The following is a 22,441-nucleotide window of genomic DNA, read 5'->3' as shown; positions in this document are numbered from 1 at the left end:
CGTATACCCTGCTGATGGATGGATCATGACAAAAAGCGCAACTTCGAACGGCACCAGCGAAACCCGGCAGGCGAAGCGCGATCCGGAAGGCGTGCGCCGAGACATTCTTTCCGTTGCGATGGAGGAGTTTTCGCAAAACGGCCTGTCGGGAGCGCGCATCGACGAGATCGCCGCCCGCACGCGTACGTCCAAGCGGATGATCTATTATTATTTTACCGACAAGGAAGGGCTTTACCAGCGCGTTCTTGAAGAAGCCTATGCCAAGGTGCGTGGCGGCGAGAGCGATCTGGAGCTGGACGGTCTGGAGCCGGTTGCGGCGCTCGAAAAGCTCTGTCGGTTCACCTTCGATCACCATCGCCGCAACCCGGCTTTCATCCGCATGGTGATGATCGAGAACATTCATCACGGCCGGCACATGCAATCGTCCGGAACGATCCGCCAGCTCAACCGGCCGGCCATCGATGCCCTGGAAAGCGTGCTGCTGCGCGGTCAGAAGAGCGGCATTTTCCGCAACGGCATCAACGCGCTGGAACTTCACTGGCAGATCAGCGCGCTGTCGTTTTTCAACGTCTCTAACGTCGCAACCTTCTCGTTCATCTTCGGCGACGGGCTGTTTACCGAGAAGGGTCAGCAAACATTGTCGCATCACGTCAGCGACATGGTGTTGCGATATGTGCTGAGCCCGGACCATATCACGAAGATCGGGAAAGACGGCCGATGAGGTGGCTGAGCGCCACCCCGTAACCTTCGATGCCGAGACCGGCGATCACGCCTTCGGCGCGCGTCGAGATATAGGAATGGTGGCGGAAGATCTCCCGTTTGTGGATGTTGGAAATGTGAACCTCGATCACCGGTGCCTCGAAGGTATTGAGTGCATCGAGGATCGCCACCGAGGTATGGGTAAAGGCACCGGGATTGATGACGATGCCTGCCGATGTGCCGCGCGCCGCATGGATCCAGTCTATCAGCTCGTATTCCCGGTTGCTCTGGGCAAAGAATATCTCGTGGCCCGCCGCCTCGGCAATCGCGCGGCAATTGGCCTCCACATCGGCCATCGTTTCGTAGCCGTAGATTTCCGGCTGGCGTTGGCCGAGCAGGTTGAGGTTCGGTCCGTTAAGTATGGTGAAAAGGCTCACGCCACACCCTCTTTCGTGCAAATTTCGGTAAAATGTGCCGTCATGCGCTCGGCATCAGGTTCACGGCCGCAGAACAGCCGAAACGCGCCAACAGCCTGAAACACCGTCATGCCGCCGCCGGGCAGGGTGCGACAGCCTTTTTGGGCCGCCGTCGCAAGAAGCTCGGTCACCAGCGGCATATAAACGATATCGGCCACCCAGTGCCGTTGTTCAAGGAGGTCGGCCTTGACCGGCATGCCGGGATGGGCGGGCATGCCCATCGGTGTGGCGTGGATCAACCCATCCGCGAAGGGCAGGGAATCTGCCGGGTCTTTCACGGCAAAGGCGTGGCCTTCGCCAAAACGGGCGTTGAGTTCGGCAGCCAGATGCTCGGCGCGGCTGAAATCGCGGTCGCAGATATCGAGATGGGTAATGCCGAGTTTCAGCGCCGCATGGGCCACCGCAACGCCTGCACCACCAGCACCGACCAGCAGCGCTCGGTCGCGTTTCGCATCCGGCAGGCCGCGCATGAAGCTTTCGTAAAATCCGTACCAGTCCGTATTGTGCCCAATGCGACGTCCGTCCTTGAAGACGACGGTGTTGACCGCGCCGAGCATGCGGGCATCATCAGACAATTCATGCAGGTGCGGAAGGACCGCCTGCTTGAATGGATGGGTAATGTTGGTGCCAGCAAAGCCGCGCGATTCCAGCTCATTGAGCAAATCGGGAAGTGCGCTTTCCGGCAGCTTGCGCGCCACGACATCGACAAGCTCATAGGAATAATCGAGGCCGTGGGCAGCCCCTTCGCGCATGTGCAGCGCGGGAGATTTGGAAAGCTGGATGTCGGCGCCAATCAGGCCGACCTTGAAGGATTTGGTGTCTGTCATGATCAGGTCATCGCTCATCGAACGTGGTGGGAGAGGCGGGGGTCATCCCCGCCTGCCTGTCGGCTCCGGGTGAGCCTTAGTGATGGGCGAGAATTTCGCCGAGGAATGTGCGGGTACGCTGGTGCTTGGGATCGCGGAAGAACTCGTCCGGCGGGCCTTCCTCGATGATTTCGCCTTCCGACATGAAGACCACACGGTCGGCAACCTGCCGGGCAAAGCCCATTTCATGGGTCACGCAGATCATCGTCATGCCGTCGCGGGCAAGACCGATCATCGTGTCGAGCACTTCCTTGACCATTTCCGGATCAAGCGCCGAAGTCGGCTCATCGAACAGCATGGCTTTCGGCTCCATGCAGAGCGCACGGGCAATCGCTGCGCGTTGCTGCTGGCCGCCGGAAAGCTGCGCCGGATATTTATCGGCCTGATTGAGAATGCGCACGCGCTCCAGATATTTGCGCGCGGTCGCTTCCGCATCGGCTTTCGACAGGCCCTTCACCCGCATGGGCGCCAGGGTGCAGTTTTCCATGATGGTCTTGTGCGGGAAGAGATTGAAGCTCTGGAACACCATGCCCACTTCACGGCGAACCGCATCGATGGCGCGGGTCGAATCCGAAAGCGTGGTTCCCTCGACCGTGATCTTGCCCTCCTGGATTTCTTCCAGATGGTTGATGCAGCGGATAAGGGTGGATTTTCCTGAACCGGACGGGCCGCAAAGAACGATTTTTTCGCCTTTGCGAACCGTCATGTTGACGCCTTTCAGCGCATGGAAGGCTCCATACCACTTTCCAACCCCTTCAAGGGCGATCAGCGGAGCCTGTGCGGCGGAGGATTGCGACATGGAACTTTCCTTCATGCTGGGAAGCAGCGTTAGTTAACGGTGTAGGGAATGTCAGGAAGCGAGGCCGGGAAGTCCGGAACCGGGCGCTTCATCCATTTGGCATAGACTTTTGCGAGCTCGCCATTGGCCTTGGCTTTGTCGAGCCAAGCGTTGAGTGCCTCGTTCCAGTCCTTTTCACCGGGGCGCGTGGCGGCGCTGTTGTAGAGGGTCACGAGGTCGAACTTCACCTCGTAATCCTTGCCGCCAGCGGCTGCGAGACGGTCACCATAAAACTGGTTGCCGCCGATTGCCTCGATCTGGCCCGACAGGATCGCCTGAATGGTGGCGGCGTCATCGTCGAAACGCAGAATTTTTGCCTTGGTACCGGCACCTGCGGTCAACGCCGTGTCCATCGGACTGGATTTCGGCGCGCCGACGGTCATTCCCGTGAGATCGTCGAAGTTGGCGATCTTCTTGTCCTTGGTGGCATAGACCGACATGACGTTATGCGCGTAAGGCTGCGCATATTGTACGTTTTTCGCGCGTTCCGGCGTCATCCCCATCGACGCGAACAGGGCATCGACCTTTCCGGTGCGAAGCGACGGGATGCGGTTGGCGACTGCAAGCGGTACGAACTCCACTTTCAGTCCAAGATAGTCCGCAAACCCGCGGGCCAAATCCGCATCATAACCTTCCTGAACACCAGAGGAATTTATGAAGCCCCAGGGCGCGTTGTCGCCCTGAATGCCGATGATGATCTTGCCGCTGGACTTTGCTTCTTCAAGTGTTCTGGCTTCTGCGCCTGCGGGTGTCAGGATTGGCAGCAAAGCTGCTGCCAATCCGACGGCGATGGCTGTTCGCCAACGCGTCTGTCTGTTAAAGATTCCCATTGGTTACTCCTCCCAATCCAGCCTCTTCCGGTCTTCACTTCACGGTGAAAGGAATATCCGGCAGGCTTTCCGGGAAAGCGGGAACTTCGCGCTTCATCCACTTGTCGTAGATCTTGGCAAGCTGGCCATCCGACTTGATCTTGTCGAGGAAGGCGTTGACGGTCTCGTTCCAGTCCTTTTCACCCGGACGGGTGCCGGCGCCGTTGTAAAGCGTCGTCAGGTCGAACTTCGGCTCGTATTTGCCGTTGGCAGCCTGATTGAGGCGGTCGCCATAAAACTGGTTGCCACCGACAACCTCGACCTGGCCGGAAATCAGCGCCTGAATGTTGGCGGCATCATCGTCAAAGCGCAGGATCTTGGCCTTGGAGCCTGCACCTGCCGTGATCGCCGTGTCCATGGCGCTGGACTTCGGAACGCCGACGGAAACGCCGGTCAGATCGTCATAGTTGCCGATCTTCTTGTCCTTGGGGCCGTAGACGGAAAGCACGTTACCGGCATAGGGCTTGGAATACTGGATGGTCTTGGCGCGCTCGGCGGTCATGCCCATGGTTGCGAACAGCAGGTCGACCTTGCCCGTCAGAAGGGCCGGAATGCGGTTTGCCACGGCAAGCGGTACGAATTCCACCTTGACGCCGAGATATTCGGCAAACGCCTTGCCGATATCGGCATCGAGGCCGTCCTGAACGCCGCTCGAATTGACGAAGCCCCAAGGCGAATTGTCGCCCTGAATGCCGATTACGACCTTGCCCTTGGCCTTGGCCTCATCCACCGTGCCGGCGAAGGCGTCGACCGGTGCGATAAAGGGCAGGGCGACCGTTGCTGCGGCGAGCGCGAGCAGGGTGCGACGTGAGAGTTTACCGTTGGATTTCATCTTTTGCTCCTCCTTACAAAGCTTGATGACATGTTGATGGGTATTAGCGGGAAGCGGCTTGCATCCGCTTTTCTACACTGGCGCCCCACAGGGAAAGCGGCCAGCAGATCAGGAAATACATGATGCCGACGATGGCAAAGACCGTCAGCGGGCGGAACGTCTGGTTGGAGACGATCTGGCCGGCGCGGGACAGTTCGACGAAGCCGACAATGGCGGCAAGCGACGTGCCCTTTATGAGCTGCACCAGAAAACCGATGGTGGCGGGCAGCGAAATCTTGAAGGCCTGTGGCAGAACCACGTCCTTCATACGCGACACGTAGTGCAGGCCAAGCGCGTTGGCGGCTTCGGTCTGACCCTTCGGCACAGCCTGGATGCCACCGCGCCAGATTTCACCCAGAAAGGCGCTGGCATGCAGGGTGAATGCGATGGCGACCGCAATCCAGGCATCGACATTCAGGCCCGCAAGCGCCACGCCGTAATAGACGACGAAAAGCTGCATCAGGAGCGGTGTGCCCTGGAAAATCGCGATGAAGCCTGTGCTGGCGCGCTGGATCGCCGGGGTTTCGGCGACGCGGCCAAGCGCGACGCAAAGACCGAAAATGCCGCCGCCGATGAAGCCGATCAGGGTCAGCGCAAGGGTCCATTTCAGGCCCTGCAGCAGGAAGAACAATTCGTTGGAACCGATGGATGCCATTGTCTTTTCCTCACTTGACCGGATAGCTGAACGATGTGCGGGAGATGAGGGAAAATACCCCCATCATCAGCGAGGAAATGACCAGATAAAGCAGCGTGATCGAGAAATAGACCTCAAAGGAGCGGAAGGTGTCCGCTTCGATCTGCTGGGCCACCGAGGTCAGCTCGTAAGCCGCAATCGAGGTACAGACCGAAGTGGTCAGCGTCAGCATGATGAACTGGCTGGTGAGTGACGGATAGACCGCCCGAAGCGCCGGCTTCAGAATGATGTGCCGGAAGATCTGCGCCCGGTGCAGGCCAAGCGCCAATCCCGCCTCAACCTGACCCTTGGGAATGGAATCGACGCCGCCGCGAATGATTTCAATGGCATAGGCGCCGCCGTTCAACGCAAGCGCAATGATGGCCGTGACCGTGGGGTTAAGCTTGATGCCGATTTGCGGCAGGGCGAAGAAGATGAAGAATATCTGCACCAGAAACGGCGTGTTGCGAATGGCTTCCACGAACCCGATGACCAGACCGCGCAGCAGCTTGAAGCGCGAGCGGCGGGCCACGACGCCGAGAACCCCGATGACGGTGGCAAGCGACATGCCGGCGATTGCAAGGCCGATCGTTGCAAGACAGGCCAGAAGCAGCTCGGGCAGACGGTCTATGACCGCCGAAAAATCGAGACTGTAAGACATATTTCCTCCCAACCCGTTCGGGTCCGAACAGACGTTTCGCCTTGTTCGCATCGCTTTGGAAACCCTGTGGCTCCAAAGCCCTCCGTTTGTTTTTACCGTGCCGGGGAAGCTCCACACTTCTGTGCCAGCATAGCGTTAACCTGAATGTTTGTACCAGTTAGTTCAATTTTGTGTCAAGCGCCAACTCCGGTTAGAAACAGCTTAAAGATCACTTTTTCTTCATTCATCTTGTTCAAGAAAGTCGTTTTTTATCAACGACTAATGTGATTGGTCGCAAGCGTTTTCATCGCGCGCCCGCGCCATTCCCATCTCGCTGGCAAAAGCGCCCGAAGGCCGCTCAGTCCTCGCGAAAATCTGTCATTCCCTCTTTATTCTTCGCTTGCTCCCAGCCGGTCGATCTGCCCCGCGAGGCGCTCGGCGATCAGGAGTGAGGACCCCGTTGCCGTCACCATTTGCGGCAGCGACAGCCATTCGAGCATCCAGCCCGCGCCCGAACGTTCCTGTTCGTGTACGAGAGACTGGTGCAACGCCGAAATCTGCACGGCGTTGAAGCGTGCCAGCGTCACCAGCGTTTCCGCATTGACCGGGTTCTGCTTGTGCGGCATCGCCGAGGAACCACCCCCGCCGCTCATGCGAATTTCGGCGCCGACTTCGGCCAGAAGCGCGATGTCCTGCCCGAACTTGCCAAGCGTGCCGGTGACGAGCGACAGCAGATTGGCAAGCTCGGCGATACCGTCGCGCTGGCTGTGCCACTGCGGCCTGTCAGAAAGGCCGAGACGCTTTGCGAGATCGGCGCGGACAGTGCCGGCATTGTCGCCGAGCTTTTCCAGCGTGCCGGCCGCGCCGCCGAACTGGACGGCAAAACCGTGCTGCAAAAACGTGTCGATCCGAACCAGATGCCGTTCCAGCGGATCGATCCAGCTTTCCACCCTGTCGCCGACCGTGATGGCGATGGCGGCCTGCATGCGGGTATATCCCGTCAGCGGGTTGCTGCCATCGCGGACCGCAATATCACCCAGCGTATCGATGAGGCGGCCGAGCCGTGCCGCGATGATTTCCGCTGCCGCCTTCAGCCGCAGCATCAGGCTGGTATCGATGACATCCTGGCTGGTGGCGCCGAAATGCAGCTTTTCCGCCGCAGTACCGGCAACCGCCGCCCGCATCTGCCGGACAAGTTCCGGCACCACAACGCCGTCCTTGGCGACGCCATGGCGAAGCGCGGTGGTATCGGCGGCAAAATCGGAAAGGCGGGAGACGATCGCATCCGCCGCATCCGCTTCAATGACGCCCGCCCCGGCTTGCGCCTGCGCCAGCGCCGTCTCGAAACGGATCATGGCATCGATATCCGCTCTGGCCGAAAACAGCTCAACGATTTCGCTGTCGCCAAAAAGGCCGGAGAGAAACGGATGTTCGAAGGGGGAAAGGCTCATCTCAGGTTACGGCTCCGCTCAGATATCGAAAAACACGGTTTCGCCCTCGCCCTGAAGGCGGATATCGAAACGATAGATGTTTCCTTCCTCCTTTTTGGCGACAAGGGTGGCGATGCGGCTTTTCTGCTCGACGCGGGCAAGGACCGGATCGGCCGCATTGGCCTCCTGCTCCTCGGGAAAATACATGCGGGTTTGCAGGCCGATATTGATACCGCGCGCCACGATCCAGAAAGTGATGTGCGGCGCCATCCACCGGCCGTCGCGGAAGGGCACCTTGCCGGGCTTGATGGTGTCGAAGATGAATTCGCCGGTATCCATGTCGCCGGGCGAGCGGCCCCAGCCGGTGAAATTCGGATCCGCCTTGCCGCGTGTTTCGCTGGGGCTGTTGTAATAACCGTCCGTATCCGCCTGCCAGATTTCGATCAGGGCGTCCTTCAGCGGCATGCCAGCGCCGTCGTAGACCGTGCCACGCACGCTTATGCGTTCGCCGCGAGCCTTGTCGTTATAGAGCGCGCCGGAGCCCAGGTCCTTTTCGAACACGCCCTCGATGCCAACGAAATTGGGGGTGCAGCCGATATGGACATATGGACCTGCCGTCTGCGACGCTGATTCCTTGAGATAACCGAGCGGCTGGACCATGATCAGTTGCCTTCCTTGCGATTTTCGAAAAACGTGGAGCGGCGGCCGCGAAGCACGATGTCGAACTTGTATGCCAGCATGTCCATGGGAATGTTTGAATTCATATCCAGCGGCGCGATCAGCCGCTTGATCGCATCCTCGTCCGGGATGGTTTTGACGATCGGACATTTCCAGATCAGCGGATCGCCTTCGAAATACATCTGGGTTATCAGCCGCTGGGCAAAGCCGTGGCCGAAGACCGAGAAGTGGATATGGGCAGGCCGCCAGTCGTTGACGCCGTTCGGCCAGGGGTAAGCGCCAGGCTGGATGGTCTTGAACCAGTAATAACCGTTCTCATCCGTGATCGTGCGGCCGACGCCGCCAAAATTCGGATCGATGGCGGCGAGATAGGTTTCCTTCTTGTGGCGATACCGCCCGCCGGCATTGGCCTGCCAGAATTCCACGAGCGCACCGTCCACGCCGCGGCCGCGCTCGTCCAGCACCCGGCCGTGGACCAGAATACGCGGGCCAATCGGCATTTCGCCAGGGCGGGCATAATTGAGGATCAGGTCGTTATCCAGCTCGTTCAGCAGGCTGTGGCCGAAAACCGGCCCGGTGATCTCGCTTTTGGTGCCTTCCAGCGAAATCAGGGCGCGCTGCGGAGAACGCAGGACAGAGGTCTTGTACCAGGGAGCATAGGCCAGCGGATGAATGTCGCGGTCGCGTGCGAAGAACGGCCCGGTTTCGGGCTTTGTATTACTCATTTCGTCTCCTCCTCGTCGCGGGAACTATCGGCTTTCATGCCGGCCAGAGCAAGCTTGGCGGTCTTGAAAGCGTGGTTGGCGGCGGGCACGCCGGCATAGATTGCGACGTGCAGCAGCGCTTCGCGAATATCCGCTTCGGTGGCGCCGGTATTGGCGGTGGCGCGCACATGCATGGCAAGTTCCTCGTCCTGCCCGAGTGCGGCAAGCAAGGCGATGGTGACCATCGAGCGCTCGCGCTTCGTCCAGTGGTTACCGGACCACACCGTGCCCCAGGCCGCTTCGGTGATGAGCTGCTGAAACGGCTGGTCGAACCCCGTCGTCACCGTCTGCGCGCGGTCGACATGCGCGTCACCGAGCACGGCGCGGCGTGTTTTCATGCCCTGCTCAAATCTCTCGTTCTTGTCGATATTGTCCGCCATCTGTCAGTGCTCCGGCAAGGTCTTCAGAAAATCACCGACCGCCTGCGCATAGGCGAGCGGTTGTTCAAGGCATGGAATGTGGCCGCAGCGTGCAATGGTGGCGAGACGGCTTGCGGGAATGAGGTCCGCCAGTGATTGCACCAGTGCTGGCGGTGTCGACCCGTCTTCATCGCCCGCCACGCAGAACGTCGGAACAGCGATGCGGCCCGCTTCGTGCGTGAAATCGGCATCGCGTATGGCGGCGCAGGTACCGCTGTAACCGGCCTCCGGCTGTTGGGAAAGCATGTTGCGTGCACCCGCATAAAACACGTTGTCCGGCTGGCGAAAGGCTGGTGTGAACCAGCGCTCCATCACCGGATCGATCAGCGAGGCAAGGCCATCAGCGGCGATCTTGTCGATGCGCGCGTTCCACATCTCGGCGGTGCCGATCCTGTGGGCGGTATTGCTGAGCACAAGGGCACGCACGAGATCGGGACGCCGGGCATAAATTCCCTGTGCAACCAGTCCACCGACCGACAGACCCCAGATGACCGCATTGTTGACGGAAAGATGATCGAGGATGGCAATCAGGTCGTCCGCGTGATCGTCTATCGAATAGGCAGGGCGGCCGATATCGGACAGGCCATGGCCACGTTTGTCGTGCAGGACGAAAGCATATTTGTCGCCAAGTTCCGCAATCACCGCGTCCCAGATACGGAAATCGGTACCAAGTGAATTGATAAAGGCGATGACCGGCTTGCCGCTTTCCAGTTCGTGCGCACGATAATGGATCGCGTTTTCGCCACAGCGCAGAAAATGCATGATGTACGTCCTCCTGTTGACGATATTGCAAGCACGTTCCGGTTAAGTAAAATGACATTATCGGTGAAAAATATAACCAATGGATTATATGTTCGATGGTCGAGCAGCGTATAAAGTTCCGGCATCTTCAGACCTTCGTGGAGGTGGCGCGCCAGAAAAGCGTCATTCGTGCGGCGGAAATCCTGCATGTCAGCCAGCCGGCGGTAACGAAAACCATCCGCGAACTCGAGGAGATTCTCGGCGTCTCGCTGTTCGACCGCGAGGGGCGCGGCATCCGCATCAGCCGCTATGGCGAGGTGTTCCTGCGCCATGCCGGGGCAACGATGACGGCACTTCGCCATGCGGTCGATTCCGTCTCGCAGGAGGCGGCGCGTGCCGGCCCGCCGGTTCGCGTCGGTGCCTTGCCGACCGTATCGGTGAAGATCATGCCGAAAGCCATGGCGGGATTTCTTTCGGAAAAAACCGGCAGCCCGGTCAAGATCGTCACCGGTGACAATGCCGTTCTTCTGGAGCAGTTGCGCGTCGGCGATCTGGATCTCGTCGTCGGGCGCCTGGCTGCGCCGGAAAAGATGGCGGGCTTTTCCTTCGAGCATCTCTATTCCGAAAAGGTGCGGTTCGTCGTGCGCGCCGGCCATCCGCTGCTGTCACCGGGCATTTCGGTTTTCGATCACCTGCACGAGTTCCCGGTATTGATCCCCACCCGCCAGTCGGTAATCGGTCCCATCGTCGAGCAGTTCCTGATCGCCAATGGGGTACCGGCCTTGCCAATCCGCATCGAAACGGTATCGGATGCGTTTGGTCGCGCGTTCCTGCGCACCAGTGATGCCGTCTGGATCATTTCGGAAGGGGTGGTCGCAGGCGATGTGGCGGATGGAACTCTGGCGATCCTGCCGGTCGATACCGGCGATACCAGCGGCCCGGTCGGATTGACGGTGCGGGCCGATACGCAGCCCTCACTGCCGCTGTCGCTACTGATACAGGCCATTCGCGAAGCTGCGCGCGAACTGCTCGACCCGAAGCCCGAAACTGTTTCCTAATAGGGAAGCCCGACATAGTTTTCCGCAAGCGCCGTGGAGGCCGCGCGGGAATGCACGAGGTAATCCAGCTCCGCTTCCTGAATGCGCTGGCCAAATTCGCCGGTATCGGGAAAGCGGTGCATCATTGTCGTCATCCACCAGGAAAAGCGCACGGCCTTCCAGACGCGGGATAGCGCTTTCTGCGAATAGGAATCGATGCCCGCTTCCGACCCTTCACGATAAAATTCGATGAGCGCCTCGCTGAGATAATGCACGTCGCTGGCAGCAAGGTTGAGGCCCTTGGCGCCGGTCGGCGGCACGATGTGGGCGGCGTCGCCCGCCAGAAACAACCGCCCGAAGCGCATCGGTTCGCACACGAAGGACCGAAGCGGTGCAATGGATTTTTCAAACGACGGTCCGGTCACCAGGGCATCGGCGTGGTTTTCCGGCAGGCGGCGGCGGATTTCATCCCAGAAGCGCTCATCGCTCCAGTCCTCCGGCCGGTCTTCCAGCGAACATTGCAGGTAATAGCGGCTGCGCGTGTGCGAGCGCATGGAACAGAGCGCAAAACCACTGGGATGGTTGGCATAGATGAGTTCGTGGCTGACAGGCGGCACTTCGGCCAGAATACCGAGCCAGCCGAAGGGGTATATCTTCTCGAATTCCTTGATCGAGCGCTCAGGAACGGATTTGCGGCTGACGCCGTGAAACCCATCGCATCCGGCAATAAAATCACAATCTATCCGATGGCTTACGCCGTCTTTTTCATAGGTGACATAGGGGCTGGCACCATCGAAATCATGAGGCTCCACATTCGAGGCTTCATAGATTGTGGTGAGCCCCGCTTTTTCGCGGGCATCCATCAGGTCGTGCGTCACCTCCGTCTGACCGTAGACCGTTACCCGTTTGCCGCCGGTAAGATCGAAGAGGTCGATACGGTGATCGCGCCCGTCAAAGGCCAGCGAGAAACCGTCGTGCGGCAGACCTTCCTTGTGCAGGCGTTTGTCGGCGCCAACCTTTTCCAGAAGGTGCACTGTGCCTTCTTCCAGCACCCCGGCGCGGACCCGACCAAGGATGTAGTCCTTGCCGGCCCGGTCGAGAATGACGGTATCGATGCCTTCATTGGCAAGCAGCTGACCAAGCAGCAGACCCGAAGGGCCGGAGCCGATGATGACGACCTTGGTGCGCATTAGTTTCCTCCCGGAATTGTCTCCTGTCAGGAAATTGACCAAAGCGCGCGACAAGCTCAATGGACTTTCTGATCCGTAAATTGCACAATTCGACCATGATGCGGGGAGCCGGGGGTGACATGCGGGTTGCAGCGAATGAAGGCCTATATGGCGAGGAGACAGCGCAAGGAACCGCTTTCCGCTTTCATTGCGAGACGCTTTTTTCCAGAAGCAGCCTGCATCGCTTTGAAATCGGCCTGCACCGGCATGCCGCGTTCCTGCAAATCTTGTACATTTGGGGCGGCGAGGGCGATGCATTGCTGGATGGCCGCACCGAGGCTATCCGCCCACCGGTCGCCATTGTCGTGCCGCCGGGTTTCGAACACGGCTTTCGTTTTTCGCGCGATATTGGCGGGGTGATCGTCACCGTGCTGCCCGGCGCGCTTGCCGCATCCGTACAGGCGCTGCTGCTGCGGAATTTCCAGCAGCCCGTGTTGTTGCCGTTGCAGGATTTCTCCGAGGGCGAGCGATTGCGCAGGGATTTCGAACATATCTCCGCGGAGTATGAAAGCCACGATATAGGCCGGGAGGCCATGATCGAAGGGCAGCTTGCCTCCGTGGCTGCACTTCTTGCACGAGCGGCGCGGCCTCTACTGGAAAGAACCGGGGAAGGTCCTGCGGAACAGCGCTTCGAACTCCTGCTGTCACTGATCGCCCGACATATTCGCGAGCCGCGCAAGGCGGCGTTTTATGCGCAGAAGCTCGGCCTTTCCGAGACCCATCTCAACCGTCTCGTCCGTTCCGTTTCCGGCCTCAGCCTGCAACGGCTTGTTGCCAGGCGCCAGATCGAGATCGCCCAGCAGGAACTGATCTTCACCGTATCGACCGTGCAGATGATTGCGGAAGATCTCGGTTTTGCCGACCCGGCCTATTTCAACCGCTTCTTCAAGCGGGAAACAGGCATGACACCCCGGGCATGGCGATTGGCTGAACGGCGGAAAATGGGAGATGACGGCGCGGCTTCGGCCTCACCTCAGGCAAGCATTCTTCCCAGTTCACGCTGGACGGAAAGCAGTGCCGGCAAATAACGTTCCACCAGATCGTCCATCGACGCTACCGAGGCGGCAAGCCCGACATTGAGTGCTGCGACCGTCTGCCCGCGCACGGTTTTCACCGGCACGGCAATGGAGCGAAGGCCGATCTCCACCTCCTGATCGATCAGGGCATAACCACGATTGCGGGTCGCCTCGAGTTCGTCGAGCAGGGCGTCGATACCGGTCATCGTCTTTTCCGTCCGTGCCACCAGCCGCGAGTGTTCCAGGACCTCGCGCTGCCGTTCCGGTGTAAGGGCTGAGAGGAGAACGCGGCCCATGGACGTGCAATAGGCGGGCAGGCGCGAGCCAGGCATGAGGGCGATGGACATGACCCGCTGCTGGGCGGCGCGCGCCACATAGACGATTTCGGTATCGTCCAGAATGGAGACTGATGTGCTGTGGCCGATCTCTTCCGAAAGACGGTCGAGAAGGGGCTGGACGATGCGCGGTAGCGGCATGGTGGCAAGACAGCCGGTTCCAAGCCGCAGAACCTTGGGCGTCACAGTGAAGAACTTGCCGTCATAGGCGGCGTAACCCATTTCCGACAGTGTCAGCAGACAGCGCCGCGTGGTGGCGCGGTCAAGGCCTGCGATGTCAGCGGCATCTGATATGGACAGGCGCGGGCGCTCGGCGCTGAACGCCTCGATCACCTTCAGCCCCTTGGCGAGACCGCCCATCATGTCTCTTTCATTGACGGCCATGTCACGCTCCATTTGTGCGATATACGAACAAAAATCATATAACGCACAAAATTGTTGCCGTCGAGGCGGATTCGGATTTAGCTCTGAGCCAAGCGGCCTTGCGAGTTCCCATTGCTGGGCTGGATGGAGGATTGATATGGACAAGACAATCAAGAGCGCGACTGATGCCATTTCCGGTATCGGCGACGGCGCGACGGTTATGATCGGCGGTTTTGGCGGCTCCGGCGCGCCCATCGAGCTGATCCACGCCCTGATCGACAAGGGACCGAAAAACCTGACGGTCATCAACAACAACGCCGGCAATGGCCGTATCGGCATTGCCGCAATGATCGATGCGGGCATGGTCAAGAAGATGATCTGCTCGTTTCCGCGCTCTTCCGATCCGCGCGCTTTCACCGACAGATATCTGGCCGGCGAAATCGAGCTGGAACTTGTGCCGCAGGGCACGCTTGCCGAGCGTATCCGTGCCGGTGGCGCCGGCATTCCGGCATTCTACACCCCGACTGCCTTTGGTACGGAGCTTGCCAATGGCAAGCCGATCGCCGAATTCGACGGCCGGTCGTATGTTCAGGAACGCTGGCTGAAGGCGGATTTCGCCATCGTCAAGGCTGAGCTTGGCGATACCTACGGCAATCTCACCTACAACAAGGCGGGGCGCAATTTTAACCCGCTGATGTGCATGGCGGCAGCCACCACCATCGCCCAGGTTTCCAAGATCGTCGCTGCCGGCGAGATCGACCCCGAGCATGTCGTCACGCCAGGCATTTTCGTCAACGGCGTCGTGGAGATCGCCGATCCGCAACAGGAAGAAGTCCTCATTCGCGCGGGAGTAGCCTACGCATGACTCAGCCAATCAACACTCGCGACGATATCAAGCTTTCCAACGCCCAGATCGCCTGGCGCGCGGCGCAGGACATCGAGGATGGCGCTTACGTCAATCTCGGTATCGGTTTTCCCGAAATGGTCGCCCGTTACCAGCCGCCCGGCCGTCAGGCTATCTTCCACACCGAAAACGGCATCCTGAATTTCGGCGAAGCGCCGCCGGAAGGTGAAGAGGACTGGAACCTCATCAATGCCGGCAAGAAGGCGGTGACGCTGAAGCCGGGTGCCTCCTTCTTCCACCATGCCGACAGCTTCGCCATGGTGCGCGGCGGGCATCTGGATGTGGCGATCCTCGGCGCCTATCAGGTGGCGCAGAATGGTGATCTCGCCAATTGGCGCGTTGGCTCCAAGGGCGTGCCCGCCGTTGGCGGCGCCATGGATCTGGTGCATGGCGCCAAGCAGGTTTTCGTCATCACCGAACATGTGACGAAGAACGGCGAGCCGAAGCTTGTCGAAAAATGCGCCTTTCCGCTGACCGGCGTCGGCTGCATCACCCGCATCTACACCAGCCATGCGGTGATTGACGTCGTGGATGGCCGTTTCGTTTTGCGCGAAAAGCTGGCGGCGATGAGCTTCGATGAATTGCAGGCCATGACCGGCGCGCCTCTCCATGTCGATGGCGAAGTCGCCGATCTTGTCGCCCCGGAACTTTGAGGAACAACCGATGACCAATGCATTCATCTGCGACTATATCCGCACGCCGATCGGCCGTTTCGGCGGTGCATTGTCTTCAGTGCGGGCTGACGATCTCGGTGCTGTGCCCTTGCGGGCGCTTGTCGAGCGTAATCCGTCCGTGGATTGGGAAGCCGTCGAGGACGTGATCTTCGGCTGCGCCAACCAGGCGGGCGAAGATAACCGCAATGTTGCCCGCATGTCGCTGCTGCTGGCCGGCCTGCCAGTTTCGGTGACCGGAACCACGATCAACCGGTTGTGCGGTTCGGGCATGGACGCTGTCATCGCCGCTGCCCGCGCCGTCAAATCCGGCGAGGCGGAATTGATGATTGCAGGCGGCGTGGAAAGCATGAGCCGCGCGCCCTTCGTGCTGCCCAAGGCCGAAAGTGCCTTTTCCCGCAATGCCGAAATCTACGACACGACCATAGGCTGGCGTTTCGTCAACCCGCTGATGAAGGCGCAATATGGCGTCGATTCCATGCCGGAGACCGGTGATAACGTCGCCGTCGATTATCAGGTCTCCCGCGAAGATCAGGACGCCTTTGCCGTTCGCAGCCAGCAAAAGGCAGCCGACGCGCAGGCCAATGGCCGCCTCGACAAGGAAATCGTCTCGGTCACGATCCCGCAGCGCAAGGGCGATCCGCTGGTAGTGTCTAAAGACGAACATCCGCGTGCTACGAGCCTTGAGGCCCTTGCAAAGCTGAAGCCGGTCAACAAGCGCGACGGTGCGACAGTGACGGCGGGCAATGCATCCGGCGTCAATGACGGTGCGGCGGCCCTCATCATCGCTTCGGCTGAAGCCGCAAAGAAATACGGCCTGACGCCGATTGCCCGCATTCTCGGCGGAGCAACTGCCGGCGTTCCGCCGCGCGTCATGGGCATCGGCCCTGCGCCTGCCTCAGCCAAGCTTCTGGCGCGTCTAGGCCTGAAACAGGAAGAGCTTGACGTGATCGAGCTGAACGAAGCCTTCGCCAGCCAGGGTCTCGCAACGCTTCGCCAGCTCGGCATTGCCGATGAAGATGCGCGGGTGAATGCAAATGGCGGGGCGATTGCGCTTGGGCATCCGCTTGGCATGTCCGGTGCGCGCATTGCCGGCACCGCAGCACTCGAGCTTTCTCTGACCGGCAAGCGTTATGCGCTCTCGACCATGTGCATCGGCGTCGGGCAGGGAATTGCCGTGGCGCTCGAGCGGGTCTGACGGGATCGCGGCATTCGGTTCTGTTGAACGGTCCGGATGCCGCTGCCGCCGTGTCTTCACCTATGTCGGCAGGTGCTCAGGAACTCCACGCATGATTTTCTCGCGTTGGTGCATTCCAACTCCCCTCATTCCTGTGCTTGTCGCAGGAATCCAGCCGACGCGCGCCTGCGCGGCGGAGGGAGTCTTTTCAGCCCAAGGACTTGGGCTGGCTGGATCTCTGTGACAAGCGCAGAGATGAGGGAAGTGGAAAAGCAGGCCTCGCACCGGACACCCCAGCCAACAATATTTATGCCGCGTGCCATGGCACCCCTCGCCGAAATCTCGGTATGCGTTGGATTCTATCATGATCCGTGACATGTTTTGCGGGATATGACAGGATTCTTTCCGCGCAGGGGTGTCTTCATGAAGCGTCCGACAATCACAGATGTTGCAAACGCCGCCGGCGTCAGCGTTGCGACTGTCGACAGGGTATTGAATGGTCGCCTGCCGGTGCGGGAGGAAACCTCGCGGCGGGTGTTCGAGGCGGCGGAAAAGATCGGTTTCCATGCCACCAACATCATCCGCCAGCGCATGCTGGCCGATCTGCCGTCCTATAATCTCGGAATCATTCTGCGGAAAGAACGGCACTCCTTTTACCAGGCATTTGCCGATGAGCTGGAGCTTGCGGCGCGCAACGTGAGGGATCGCCATCTGAACCTGCGCATCGAATTTGCGCAGTCGGGCGAGCCGAGCGAGCTTGCGGCCCTTCTGTCCGGCATGAAAGGTCGGGTGCAGGCCGTTGCGGCCACCGGTCCTGACCATCATGACGTTACGGCGGCCGTTGAGGCTCTGAAGGCGAAGGGTATTCCCACCTTTTCCCTGCTTTCCGATTTCGCGCAGGGTGTGCGGGAGGCCTATCTTGGCGCGAATAACATGAAGGTTGGGCGCACGGCGGCGTGGATGATCTCGCGGCTGGCGCGCAGCAAGGGCAAGGTGCTGCTATTGCTCGGTGGCCACCGTTTTCACGGCCATTCGCTGCGGGAAACCGGCTTTCGCAGCTATATCAGGGAATATGCGCCGGAATTCGAGGTGATGGATGCGCTGATCACGTTGGAAACGCGGCGGCTGACCTACGAGCTTGTCATGGACACCATCGCCAAACACCAAGATCTCGTCGGCATCTATTGCATCGGCGGCGGCATGGAAGGTGTGATCGAGGCCTTGCAGCAGGAGAACCGCCAGGAAACCATCGTCTGCCTCGTCAACGAGTTGACGCCGGAATCGCGTCAGGCGCTGCTTGAGCGGCGTATTACCGGCGTGTTCCAGACACCGCTTCGCGAACTATGCACGGACCTCGTTGCCACCATGGTTCACACCATCGAACACGGCATGGCGGAAACGCCGGGACAGAGATTTGTGCCCGCTCATCTATGGGTTCCTGAGAGCCTTTGATGGTTTGATAGATTCTATCATAAATGCCGCGTCTATTTCTATCAGCCATGATGGTTTTGCCCGCCGAAGACGCGTTGACGCCGGCCCCGGACTAGGATCATGTTGCCGGCATGTGGAGCGGGCAGGAGGCTGATCCACGACAATAACGATGTTTCAAGGTTGCCAAACGCCGCAGATTTCCATCTTCGGCGACGGGTATCCTTTTGCCGGCGATCGGCTGTGGCGCGATGCACTTGCGGCTGTGCGACCGGTTTCTTTTCAAGAGTTTCGGAGGAGGATGACATGAAAAGACATTTTGCGATTGCGGCTCTGGCCACCATGCTGGCGACCACGGCTTCGGCTCAGACCATTGGCGTTTCGATGGCCCTGTTCGACGACAATTTCCTGACCGTGCTGCGTAACGGCATGATCGACTATTCGAAGGGCATGAACGGTGTCTCGCTGCAGATCGAGGACGCCCAGAACGATGTCGGCAAACAATTGAGCCAGGTGCAGAACTTTGTCGCCGCCGGCGTCGACGCCATCATCGTCAATCCCGTCGATACGGATGCGACGGTGGCGCTTTCGCAGGCGGCTGCCGCAGCCGGCATTCCGCTTGTCTACGTCAACCGCCAGCCGGTCAATCTCGACAACCTGCCGGACAAACAGGCCTTCGTTGCTTCCGACGAAAAACAGTCGGGAACGTTGCAGACGCAGGAAGTCTGCCGGCTTCTGAAAGCTGCCGGCAAGACGGAAGCCAAGGCAGTGGTGATGATGGGCGAACTCTCCAACCAGGCGGCTCGCATGCGGACCGAGGACATCAAGGAGGTCGTCGCCACACCGGATTGCAGCTTCATCAAGCTCGTTGAGGAGCAATCAGCCAACTGGTCGCGCACGCAGGGGTCGGACCTGATGACCAACTGGCTCTCGGCTGGCGTTGAGTTCGATGCGGTGATTTCCAACAATGACGAGATGGCGATCGGCGCGATCCAGTCGCTGAAGGCGACCGGCCGGCCGATGGACGGCGTCATCATCGCGGGTATCGACGCGACCCAGGATGCACTTGCCGCGATGGCGGCGGGCGAACTGGATGTCAGTGTTTTCCAGAATGCCGCCGGCCAGGGCAAGGGCGCGGTGGATGCCGCGCTGAAACTCGCCAAGGGCGAGACGATCGACAAGAAGGTCTTCGTGCCCTTCGAACTCGTCACGCCCGCCAACCTCAAGGATTATCAGGCGAAGAACTGAGGCCGGCATTCACTTGGAATGCCAGGAATAAACCAGGGGCCGCTCATGGAAAAGCAGGCCCAAGGCCGCGGTCTCTTCTCCCGGACCGCGGCCTAACCTGTCCGCAACGACCTCAACAGATACCGACGACAAGGAAGCGTAAATGCGCATCGCCATCGACCCGTTCATGCACCGCCATCTCAGCCTCGAAGCCCTTCCCGCCAAAGTTAGGGAGCTTGGCTACGACTGGATTGAGCTCAGCCCGCGCGCCGATTTCCTCGAATGGTTCAAGGCGCCACGCGTGTTTCCCGAAAGAATCCGCTCGTTCAAGAAGGCGCTGGCGGCCGAAAACGTCAAGATTGCCTCGCTGCTGCCGATGTATCGCTGGGCCTCCAATGACGAGACCGAGCGGCAGGCGGCAGTGAAGCACTGGAAACGCGCCATCGAGATCGCCGTCGAACTGGAGGTCGACACGATGAACTCCGAATTTGGCCGTGGACCGCATCCCGACAAGGGTTCCTGCTATTGCTGCCATACTGGCTCGATGATCGAGGCCTGCGAGGATGCCTGGTGGCGTTCAATGGAAGAACTTGTGCCGATCTTCGAGCGCGAAGGCATCAATCTGCATGTCGAGCCGCATCCGGAAGACTGGTGCGAGACGCTTCAGCCGGCGCTCGACATCATCCGCACCGTCAATTCGAAGAATGTGAAGTTTCTCTATTGCGCACCTCACACCTTCTATTTCGGCGACGACACCAAGGCGATGCTGCGCGAAGCGAAGGATGTACTCGCCCATGTGCATGTCGGTGACACCTTCAATCACAAGGCCAGTTCAGGGCTGCGCTACATTCTCAACCCGCCCGGCACGCAGGCGCGCGTGCACCAGCACTTGAACATCGGCCAGGGTGAGGTGCCGTGGGACGACTTCTTCGGCACGCTTTCCGAAATCGGCTTCGACGGCATCATGACCTCCTGTGTTTTTGCCTGGGAGGACAGGGCCGATGAATCGGGCAGGTTCATGTGCGCCGAGATCAACAACTATATCGAAAAATACCGCAAGTGAGGTTTTTCCTATGACTGTGAGAATTGGTGTCATCGGCACCGGCGCGATTGGCCGTGACCATGCCCGCCGCATCAACAAGGTCCTCGGAGGCGCAAAGGTCGTGGCGCTGAGTGACGTCAACCCTGCATCCGCCGAGGCGGTGAAGAACGACATTGCTGCGGACGCCGTCATTTTCGCCACCGGCGAGGAACTGATTGCATCGCCGGATGTGGACGCCGTTCTGGTGACATCCTGGGGTGCAACGCATGAGCAATATGTGCTGGCGGCCATTGCCGCCGGCAAGCCCTGCTTTTGCGAAAAGCCGCTGGCGACAACGGCGGAAGGGGCAAAGCGCATCGTTGACGCCGAGGTGGCGCAGGGCAAGCGGCTGGTTCAGGTGGGCTTCATGCGCCGTTATGACGCCGGTTATGTGGCGTTGAAACAGGCCGTCGACACCAAGATCGGCGCGCCGATCATGGTGCACGCCGCCCATCGCAATCCGGCGGTTCCGGATCAATATGTGACTGCTATGGCTATCCACGACACGATGATCCACGAGATCGACGTGCTGCGCTGGCTGCTCGACGATGACTATGTTTCGGCGCGGGTCCTCTTTCCCCGCTCGGCGGCCAGAAGCCATGCGCAGCTGAAGGATCCGCAGATCGTCATTCTGGAGACCACCAGGGGCACGCTCATCGACGTCGAAATTTTCGTCAATTGCCATTATGGCTATGATATTCAGTGCCAGGTGGTGGGAGAGGATGGCATCGCCAGCCTGCCGGAACCGATGTCCGTCCAGACCCGCCTTGGCGCCAAGCTACAGAACGATATCCTGACAGACTGGAAGGATCGCTTTATCGCGAGCTATGATGTGGAGCTGCAGGATTTCATCCATGCGGCGGCGAAGGGGACCGCGGCCGGACCGAATTCCTGGGACGGTTACGTGGCCGCCATCACATCCGATGCCTGCGTCGCCGCGCAGGAAGCCGGTGGCGCTGCGGTCGCCATCGACCTTCCCGCGCGTCCTGCCCTTTATAAGTGAGGATATCTCATGCGTTTTGCCATCAACCACATCACCGCACCAAAACTCTCCCTCGAGGACTTCTTCGCGACAGCGCGCAATCTTGGCCTTAGCGAAGTTGAAATCCGCAACGACCTGCCTGACATCGTCGGCACGGTGGACCCGGCTGCCGTGAAGGCCGCGGCCGAAAAGGCCGGCGTGACCATCATCTCCATCAACGCGCTTTATCCATTCAACGTCTGGTCGGGCGATCTGCCAAAAAGGGCAGTCGTGATGGCTGATTACGCCGCCGCAAGTGGTGCGAAGGCGCTTGTCATGTGCCCGCTCAACGAGGGCCGACAGGTACCGTTCGACGATCTCGTGGCCGCGCTCAAGGCCATGAAGCCCATCCTCGAGGAACGTGGGCTGACCGGCCTTGTCGAACCACTCGGTTTCCCCGTCTCGTCGCTGCGCACCAAGGCTGAGGCCGTCAAGGCCATCGACGCGGCAGGCGGGGGCGATGTCTACAGGCTGGTGCACGACACTTTCCATCATCATCTGGCAGGAGAGACGGTGTTTTTCCCCGAACGCACCGGCCTCGTCCACATATCAGGCGTGACAGACCCCGCTGTCTCCGTCGCCGACATGCTGGACGCCCACCGCGTTCTGGTGGATAGCGACGACCGGCTGGAGAATCTTGCCCAGATCAGGACGCTGGAGGCAGCTGGCTACAAGGGGCCTTACAGCTTCGAGCCTTTCGCGGCTGAGGTGCATGAGTTGAAAGACCCGGCTGCTGCCGTCAGAGACAGTATCGACCATATCTCCCAGGCGCTATGACCGCCTCACCGCCTGCGGTTTGCTGCAGGCGGTGCTTGCGTTCGAATACAGGCTGATTGGTAGAAAACACAGAGAAATCAATTCCGCTTTTACGGATGATGCTGTAATCTTTGCGTGACAAAACAGAGCAGCAATCGGGCTCGGGTATTCTTGAAATCAACTGCTTTGTGCCGGTTTCTTGCCCGCCCCATCCTTAAAAGAGCGGGTGAAT

25 protein-coding genes are annotated in these 22,441 nt (G+C 59.8%); 11 read left to right on the top strand and 14 right to left on the bottom strand.

The annotated features are described in order from the left end of the window. Nucleotides 1-25: 25 nt before the first annotated feature. Nucleotides 26-721 (top strand): TetR/AcrR family transcriptional regulator, encoded by a 696-nt coding sequence (locus ACQZ63_RS12995; RefSeq protein WP_004431011.1) that lies wholly within the window; start codon nucleotides 26-28, stop codon nucleotides 719-721. On the opposite strand, the gene aroQ is transcribed toward ACQZ63_RS12995, so the two are convergent. The 12 genes from aroQ to pcaD all read right to left on the bottom strand — a co-directional run bounded on the left by aroQ (nucleotide 693) and on the right by pcaD (nucleotide 9,985). Further along, nucleotides 693-1,136 (bottom strand): type II 3-dehydroquinate dehydratase, encoded by a 444-nt coding sequence (gene aroQ / locus ACQZ63_RS12990; RefSeq protein ID WP_004431014.1) that lies wholly within the window; start codon nucleotides 1,134-1,136, stop codon nucleotides 693-695. The genes ACQZ63_RS12995 and aroQ overlap by 29 nt on opposite strands. Further along, nucleotides 1,133-2,020, bottom strand: coding sequence for a shikimate dehydrogenase (locus ACQZ63_RS12985; RefSeq protein WP_013762364.1), 888 nt, complete (start codon nucleotides 2,018-2,020; stop codon nucleotides 1,133-1,135). Before ACQZ63_RS12985 ends, aroQ begins: the two co-directional genes overlap by 4 nt. A gap of 58 nt (nucleotides 2,021-2,078) precedes the next feature. Then, nucleotides 2,079-2,840, bottom strand: a complete 762-nt coding sequence (locus tag ACQZ63_RS12980) for an amino acid ABC transporter ATP-binding protein (RefSeq protein WP_004431018.1) — start codon at nucleotides 2,838-2,840, stop codon at nucleotides 2,079-2,081. 29 nt (nucleotides 2,841-2,869) lie between these two features. Then, complete coding sequence (locus tag ACQZ63_RS12975) at nucleotides 2,870-3,709, bottom strand: transporter substrate-binding domain-containing protein (protein ID WP_004431020.1); 840 nt, start codon at nucleotides 3,707-3,709, stop codon at nucleotides 2,870-2,872. A 34-nt stretch (nucleotides 3,710-3,743) separates the two neighbouring features. Then, on the bottom strand, nucleotides 3,744-4,580 hold the full coding sequence (locus ACQZ63_RS12970) for a transporter substrate-binding domain-containing protein (protein WP_065703286.1): 837 nt from the start codon (nucleotides 4,578-4,580) through the stop codon (nucleotides 3,744-3,746). Between the two features lie 43 nt (nucleotides 4,581-4,623). Beyond that, a complete protein-coding gene (locus ACQZ63_RS12965) occupies nucleotides 4,624-5,274 on the bottom strand; it encodes an amino acid ABC transporter permease (protein ID WP_004431025.1) in 651 nt (216 codons plus the stop codon). Between the two features lie 10 nt (nucleotides 5,275-5,284). After that, entirely contained in the window at nucleotides 5,285-5,953 is a 669-nt protein-coding gene (locus ACQZ63_RS12960) for an amino acid ABC transporter permease (protein WP_004431026.1), read from the bottom strand. Nucleotides 5,954-6,321: 368 nt separating this feature from the next. Further along, nucleotides 6,322-7,383 (bottom strand): 3-carboxy-cis,cis-muconate cycloisomerase, encoded by a 1,062-nt coding sequence (locus ACQZ63_RS12955; RefSeq protein WP_035200216.1) that lies wholly within the window; start codon nucleotides 7,381-7,383, stop codon nucleotides 6,322-6,324. An 18-nt stretch (nucleotides 7,384-7,401) separates the two neighbouring features. Continuing rightward, nucleotides 7,402-8,022: a protocatechuate 3,4-dioxygenase subunit alpha gene (gene pcaG, locus ACQZ63_RS12950; protein WP_025595017.1), complete on the bottom strand. Its 621-nt coding sequence runs from the start codon at nucleotides 8,020-8,022 to the stop codon at nucleotides 7,402-7,404. A 2-nt stretch (nucleotides 8,023-8,024) separates the two neighbouring features. Beyond that, complete coding sequence (gene pcaH, locus ACQZ63_RS12945) at nucleotides 8,025-8,765, bottom strand: protocatechuate 3,4-dioxygenase subunit beta (protein ID WP_060642656.1); 741 nt, start codon at nucleotides 8,763-8,765, stop codon at nucleotides 8,025-8,027. Next, a complete protein-coding gene (gene pcaC / locus ACQZ63_RS12940; RefSeq protein WP_004431033.1) occupies nucleotides 8,762-9,184 on the bottom strand; it encodes a 4-carboxymuconolactone decarboxylase in 423 nt (140 codons plus the stop codon). Before pcaC ends, pcaH begins: the two co-directional genes overlap by 4 nt. A gap of 3 nt (nucleotides 9,185-9,187) precedes the next feature. After that, complete coding sequence (pcaD, locus tag ACQZ63_RS12935) at nucleotides 9,188-9,985, bottom strand: 3-oxoadipate enol-lactonase (RefSeq protein WP_153793330.1); 798 nt, start codon at nucleotides 9,983-9,985, stop codon at nucleotides 9,188-9,190. A 95-nt stretch (nucleotides 9,986-10,080) separates the two neighbouring features. Here pcaD and pcaQ point away from each other — a divergent pair, with 95 nt between their 5' ends. Beyond that, nucleotides 10,081-11,022 carry a pca operon transcription factor PcaQ gene (gene pcaQ / locus ACQZ63_RS12930; RefSeq protein WP_153793331.1) on the top strand — a complete coding sequence of 314 codons (942 nt, stop codon included), beginning with the start codon at nucleotides 10,081-10,083 and terminating at the stop codon, nucleotides 11,020-11,022. Here the strand turns inward: pcaQ and pobA are convergent. Then, nucleotides 11,019-12,191, bottom strand: coding sequence for a 4-hydroxybenzoate 3-monooxygenase (pobA, locus tag ACQZ63_RS12925; RefSeq protein WP_111804033.1), 1,173 nt, complete (start codon nucleotides 12,189-12,191; stop codon nucleotides 11,019-11,021). The two genes, pcaQ and pobA, sit on opposite strands and share 4 nt — an antisense overlap. Nucleotides 12,192-12,310: 119 nt before the next feature. Here pobA and ACQZ63_RS12920 point away from each other — a divergent pair, with 119 nt between their 5' ends. Continuing rightward, a complete protein-coding gene (locus tag ACQZ63_RS12920) occupies nucleotides 12,311-13,258 on the top strand; it encodes a helix-turn-helix domain-containing protein (protein ID WP_153793382.1) in 948 nt (315 codons plus the stop codon). On the opposite strand, the gene ACQZ63_RS12915 is transcribed toward ACQZ63_RS12920, so the two are convergent. Continuing rightward, nucleotides 13,204-13,965, bottom strand: coding sequence for an IclR family transcriptional regulator (locus ACQZ63_RS12915; protein ID WP_004431042.1), 762 nt, complete (start codon nucleotides 13,963-13,965; stop codon nucleotides 13,204-13,206). The genes ACQZ63_RS12920 and ACQZ63_RS12915 overlap by 55 nt on opposite strands. A gap of 136 nt (nucleotides 13,966-14,101) precedes the next feature. On the opposite strand from ACQZ63_RS12915, the gene ACQZ63_RS12910 reads away from it, so the two are divergent. The 8 genes from ACQZ63_RS12910 to ACQZ63_RS12875 all read left to right on the top strand — a co-directional run bounded on the left by ACQZ63_RS12910 (nucleotide 14,102) and on the right by ACQZ63_RS12875 (nucleotide 22,230). Further along, a complete protein-coding gene (locus tag ACQZ63_RS12910; protein ID WP_112154176.1) occupies nucleotides 14,102-14,809 on the top strand; it encodes a 3-oxoacid CoA-transferase subunit A in 708 nt (235 codons plus the stop codon). Next, nucleotides 14,806-15,501, top strand: coding sequence for a CoA transferase subunit B (locus ACQZ63_RS12905; protein WP_004431045.1), 696 nt, complete (start codon nucleotides 14,806-14,808; stop codon nucleotides 15,499-15,501). Before ACQZ63_RS12910 ends, ACQZ63_RS12905 begins: the two co-directional genes overlap by 4 nt. 10 nt (nucleotides 15,502-15,511) lie before the next feature. Beyond that, complete coding sequence (gene pcaF, locus ACQZ63_RS12900; protein ID WP_153793332.1) at nucleotides 15,512-16,717, top strand: 3-oxoadipyl-CoA thiolase; 1,206 nt, start codon at nucleotides 15,512-15,514, stop codon at nucleotides 16,715-16,717. Nucleotides 16,718-17,119: 402 nt separating this feature from the next. Beyond that, entirely contained in the window at nucleotides 17,120-18,148 is a 1,029-nt protein-coding gene (locus tag ACQZ63_RS12895; RefSeq protein WP_038495107.1) for a LacI family DNA-binding transcriptional regulator, read from the top strand. Nucleotides 18,149-18,430: 282 nt separating this feature from the next. Further along, nucleotides 18,431-19,372, top strand: a complete 942-nt coding sequence (locus ACQZ63_RS12890) for a sugar ABC transporter substrate-binding protein (RefSeq protein WP_013762379.1) — start codon at nucleotides 18,431-18,433, stop codon at nucleotides 19,370-19,372. 142 nt (nucleotides 19,373-19,514) lie between these two features. Further along, on the top strand, nucleotides 19,515-20,414 hold the full coding sequence (locus tag ACQZ63_RS12885; protein ID WP_004431052.1) for a sugar phosphate isomerase/epimerase family protein: 900 nt from the start codon (nucleotides 19,515-19,517) through the stop codon (nucleotides 20,412-20,414). Nucleotides 20,415-20,424: 10 nt separating this feature from the next. Further along, nucleotides 20,425-21,435, top strand: a complete 1,011-nt coding sequence (locus ACQZ63_RS12880) for a Gfo/Idh/MocA family protein (protein WP_111801961.1) — start codon at nucleotides 20,425-20,427, stop codon at nucleotides 21,433-21,435. A 9-nt stretch (nucleotides 21,436-21,444) separates the two neighbouring features. Further along, entirely contained in the window at nucleotides 21,445-22,230 is a 786-nt protein-coding gene (locus tag ACQZ63_RS12875; protein ID WP_076844714.1) for a TIM barrel protein, read from the top strand. Nucleotides 22,231-22,441: the final 211 nt, after the last annotated feature.

The sequence above is a fragment of the Agrobacterium sp. CG160-95 genome (assembly GCF_053521725.1).
This window is presented reverse-complemented; position numbering and strand designations above follow the sequence as displayed.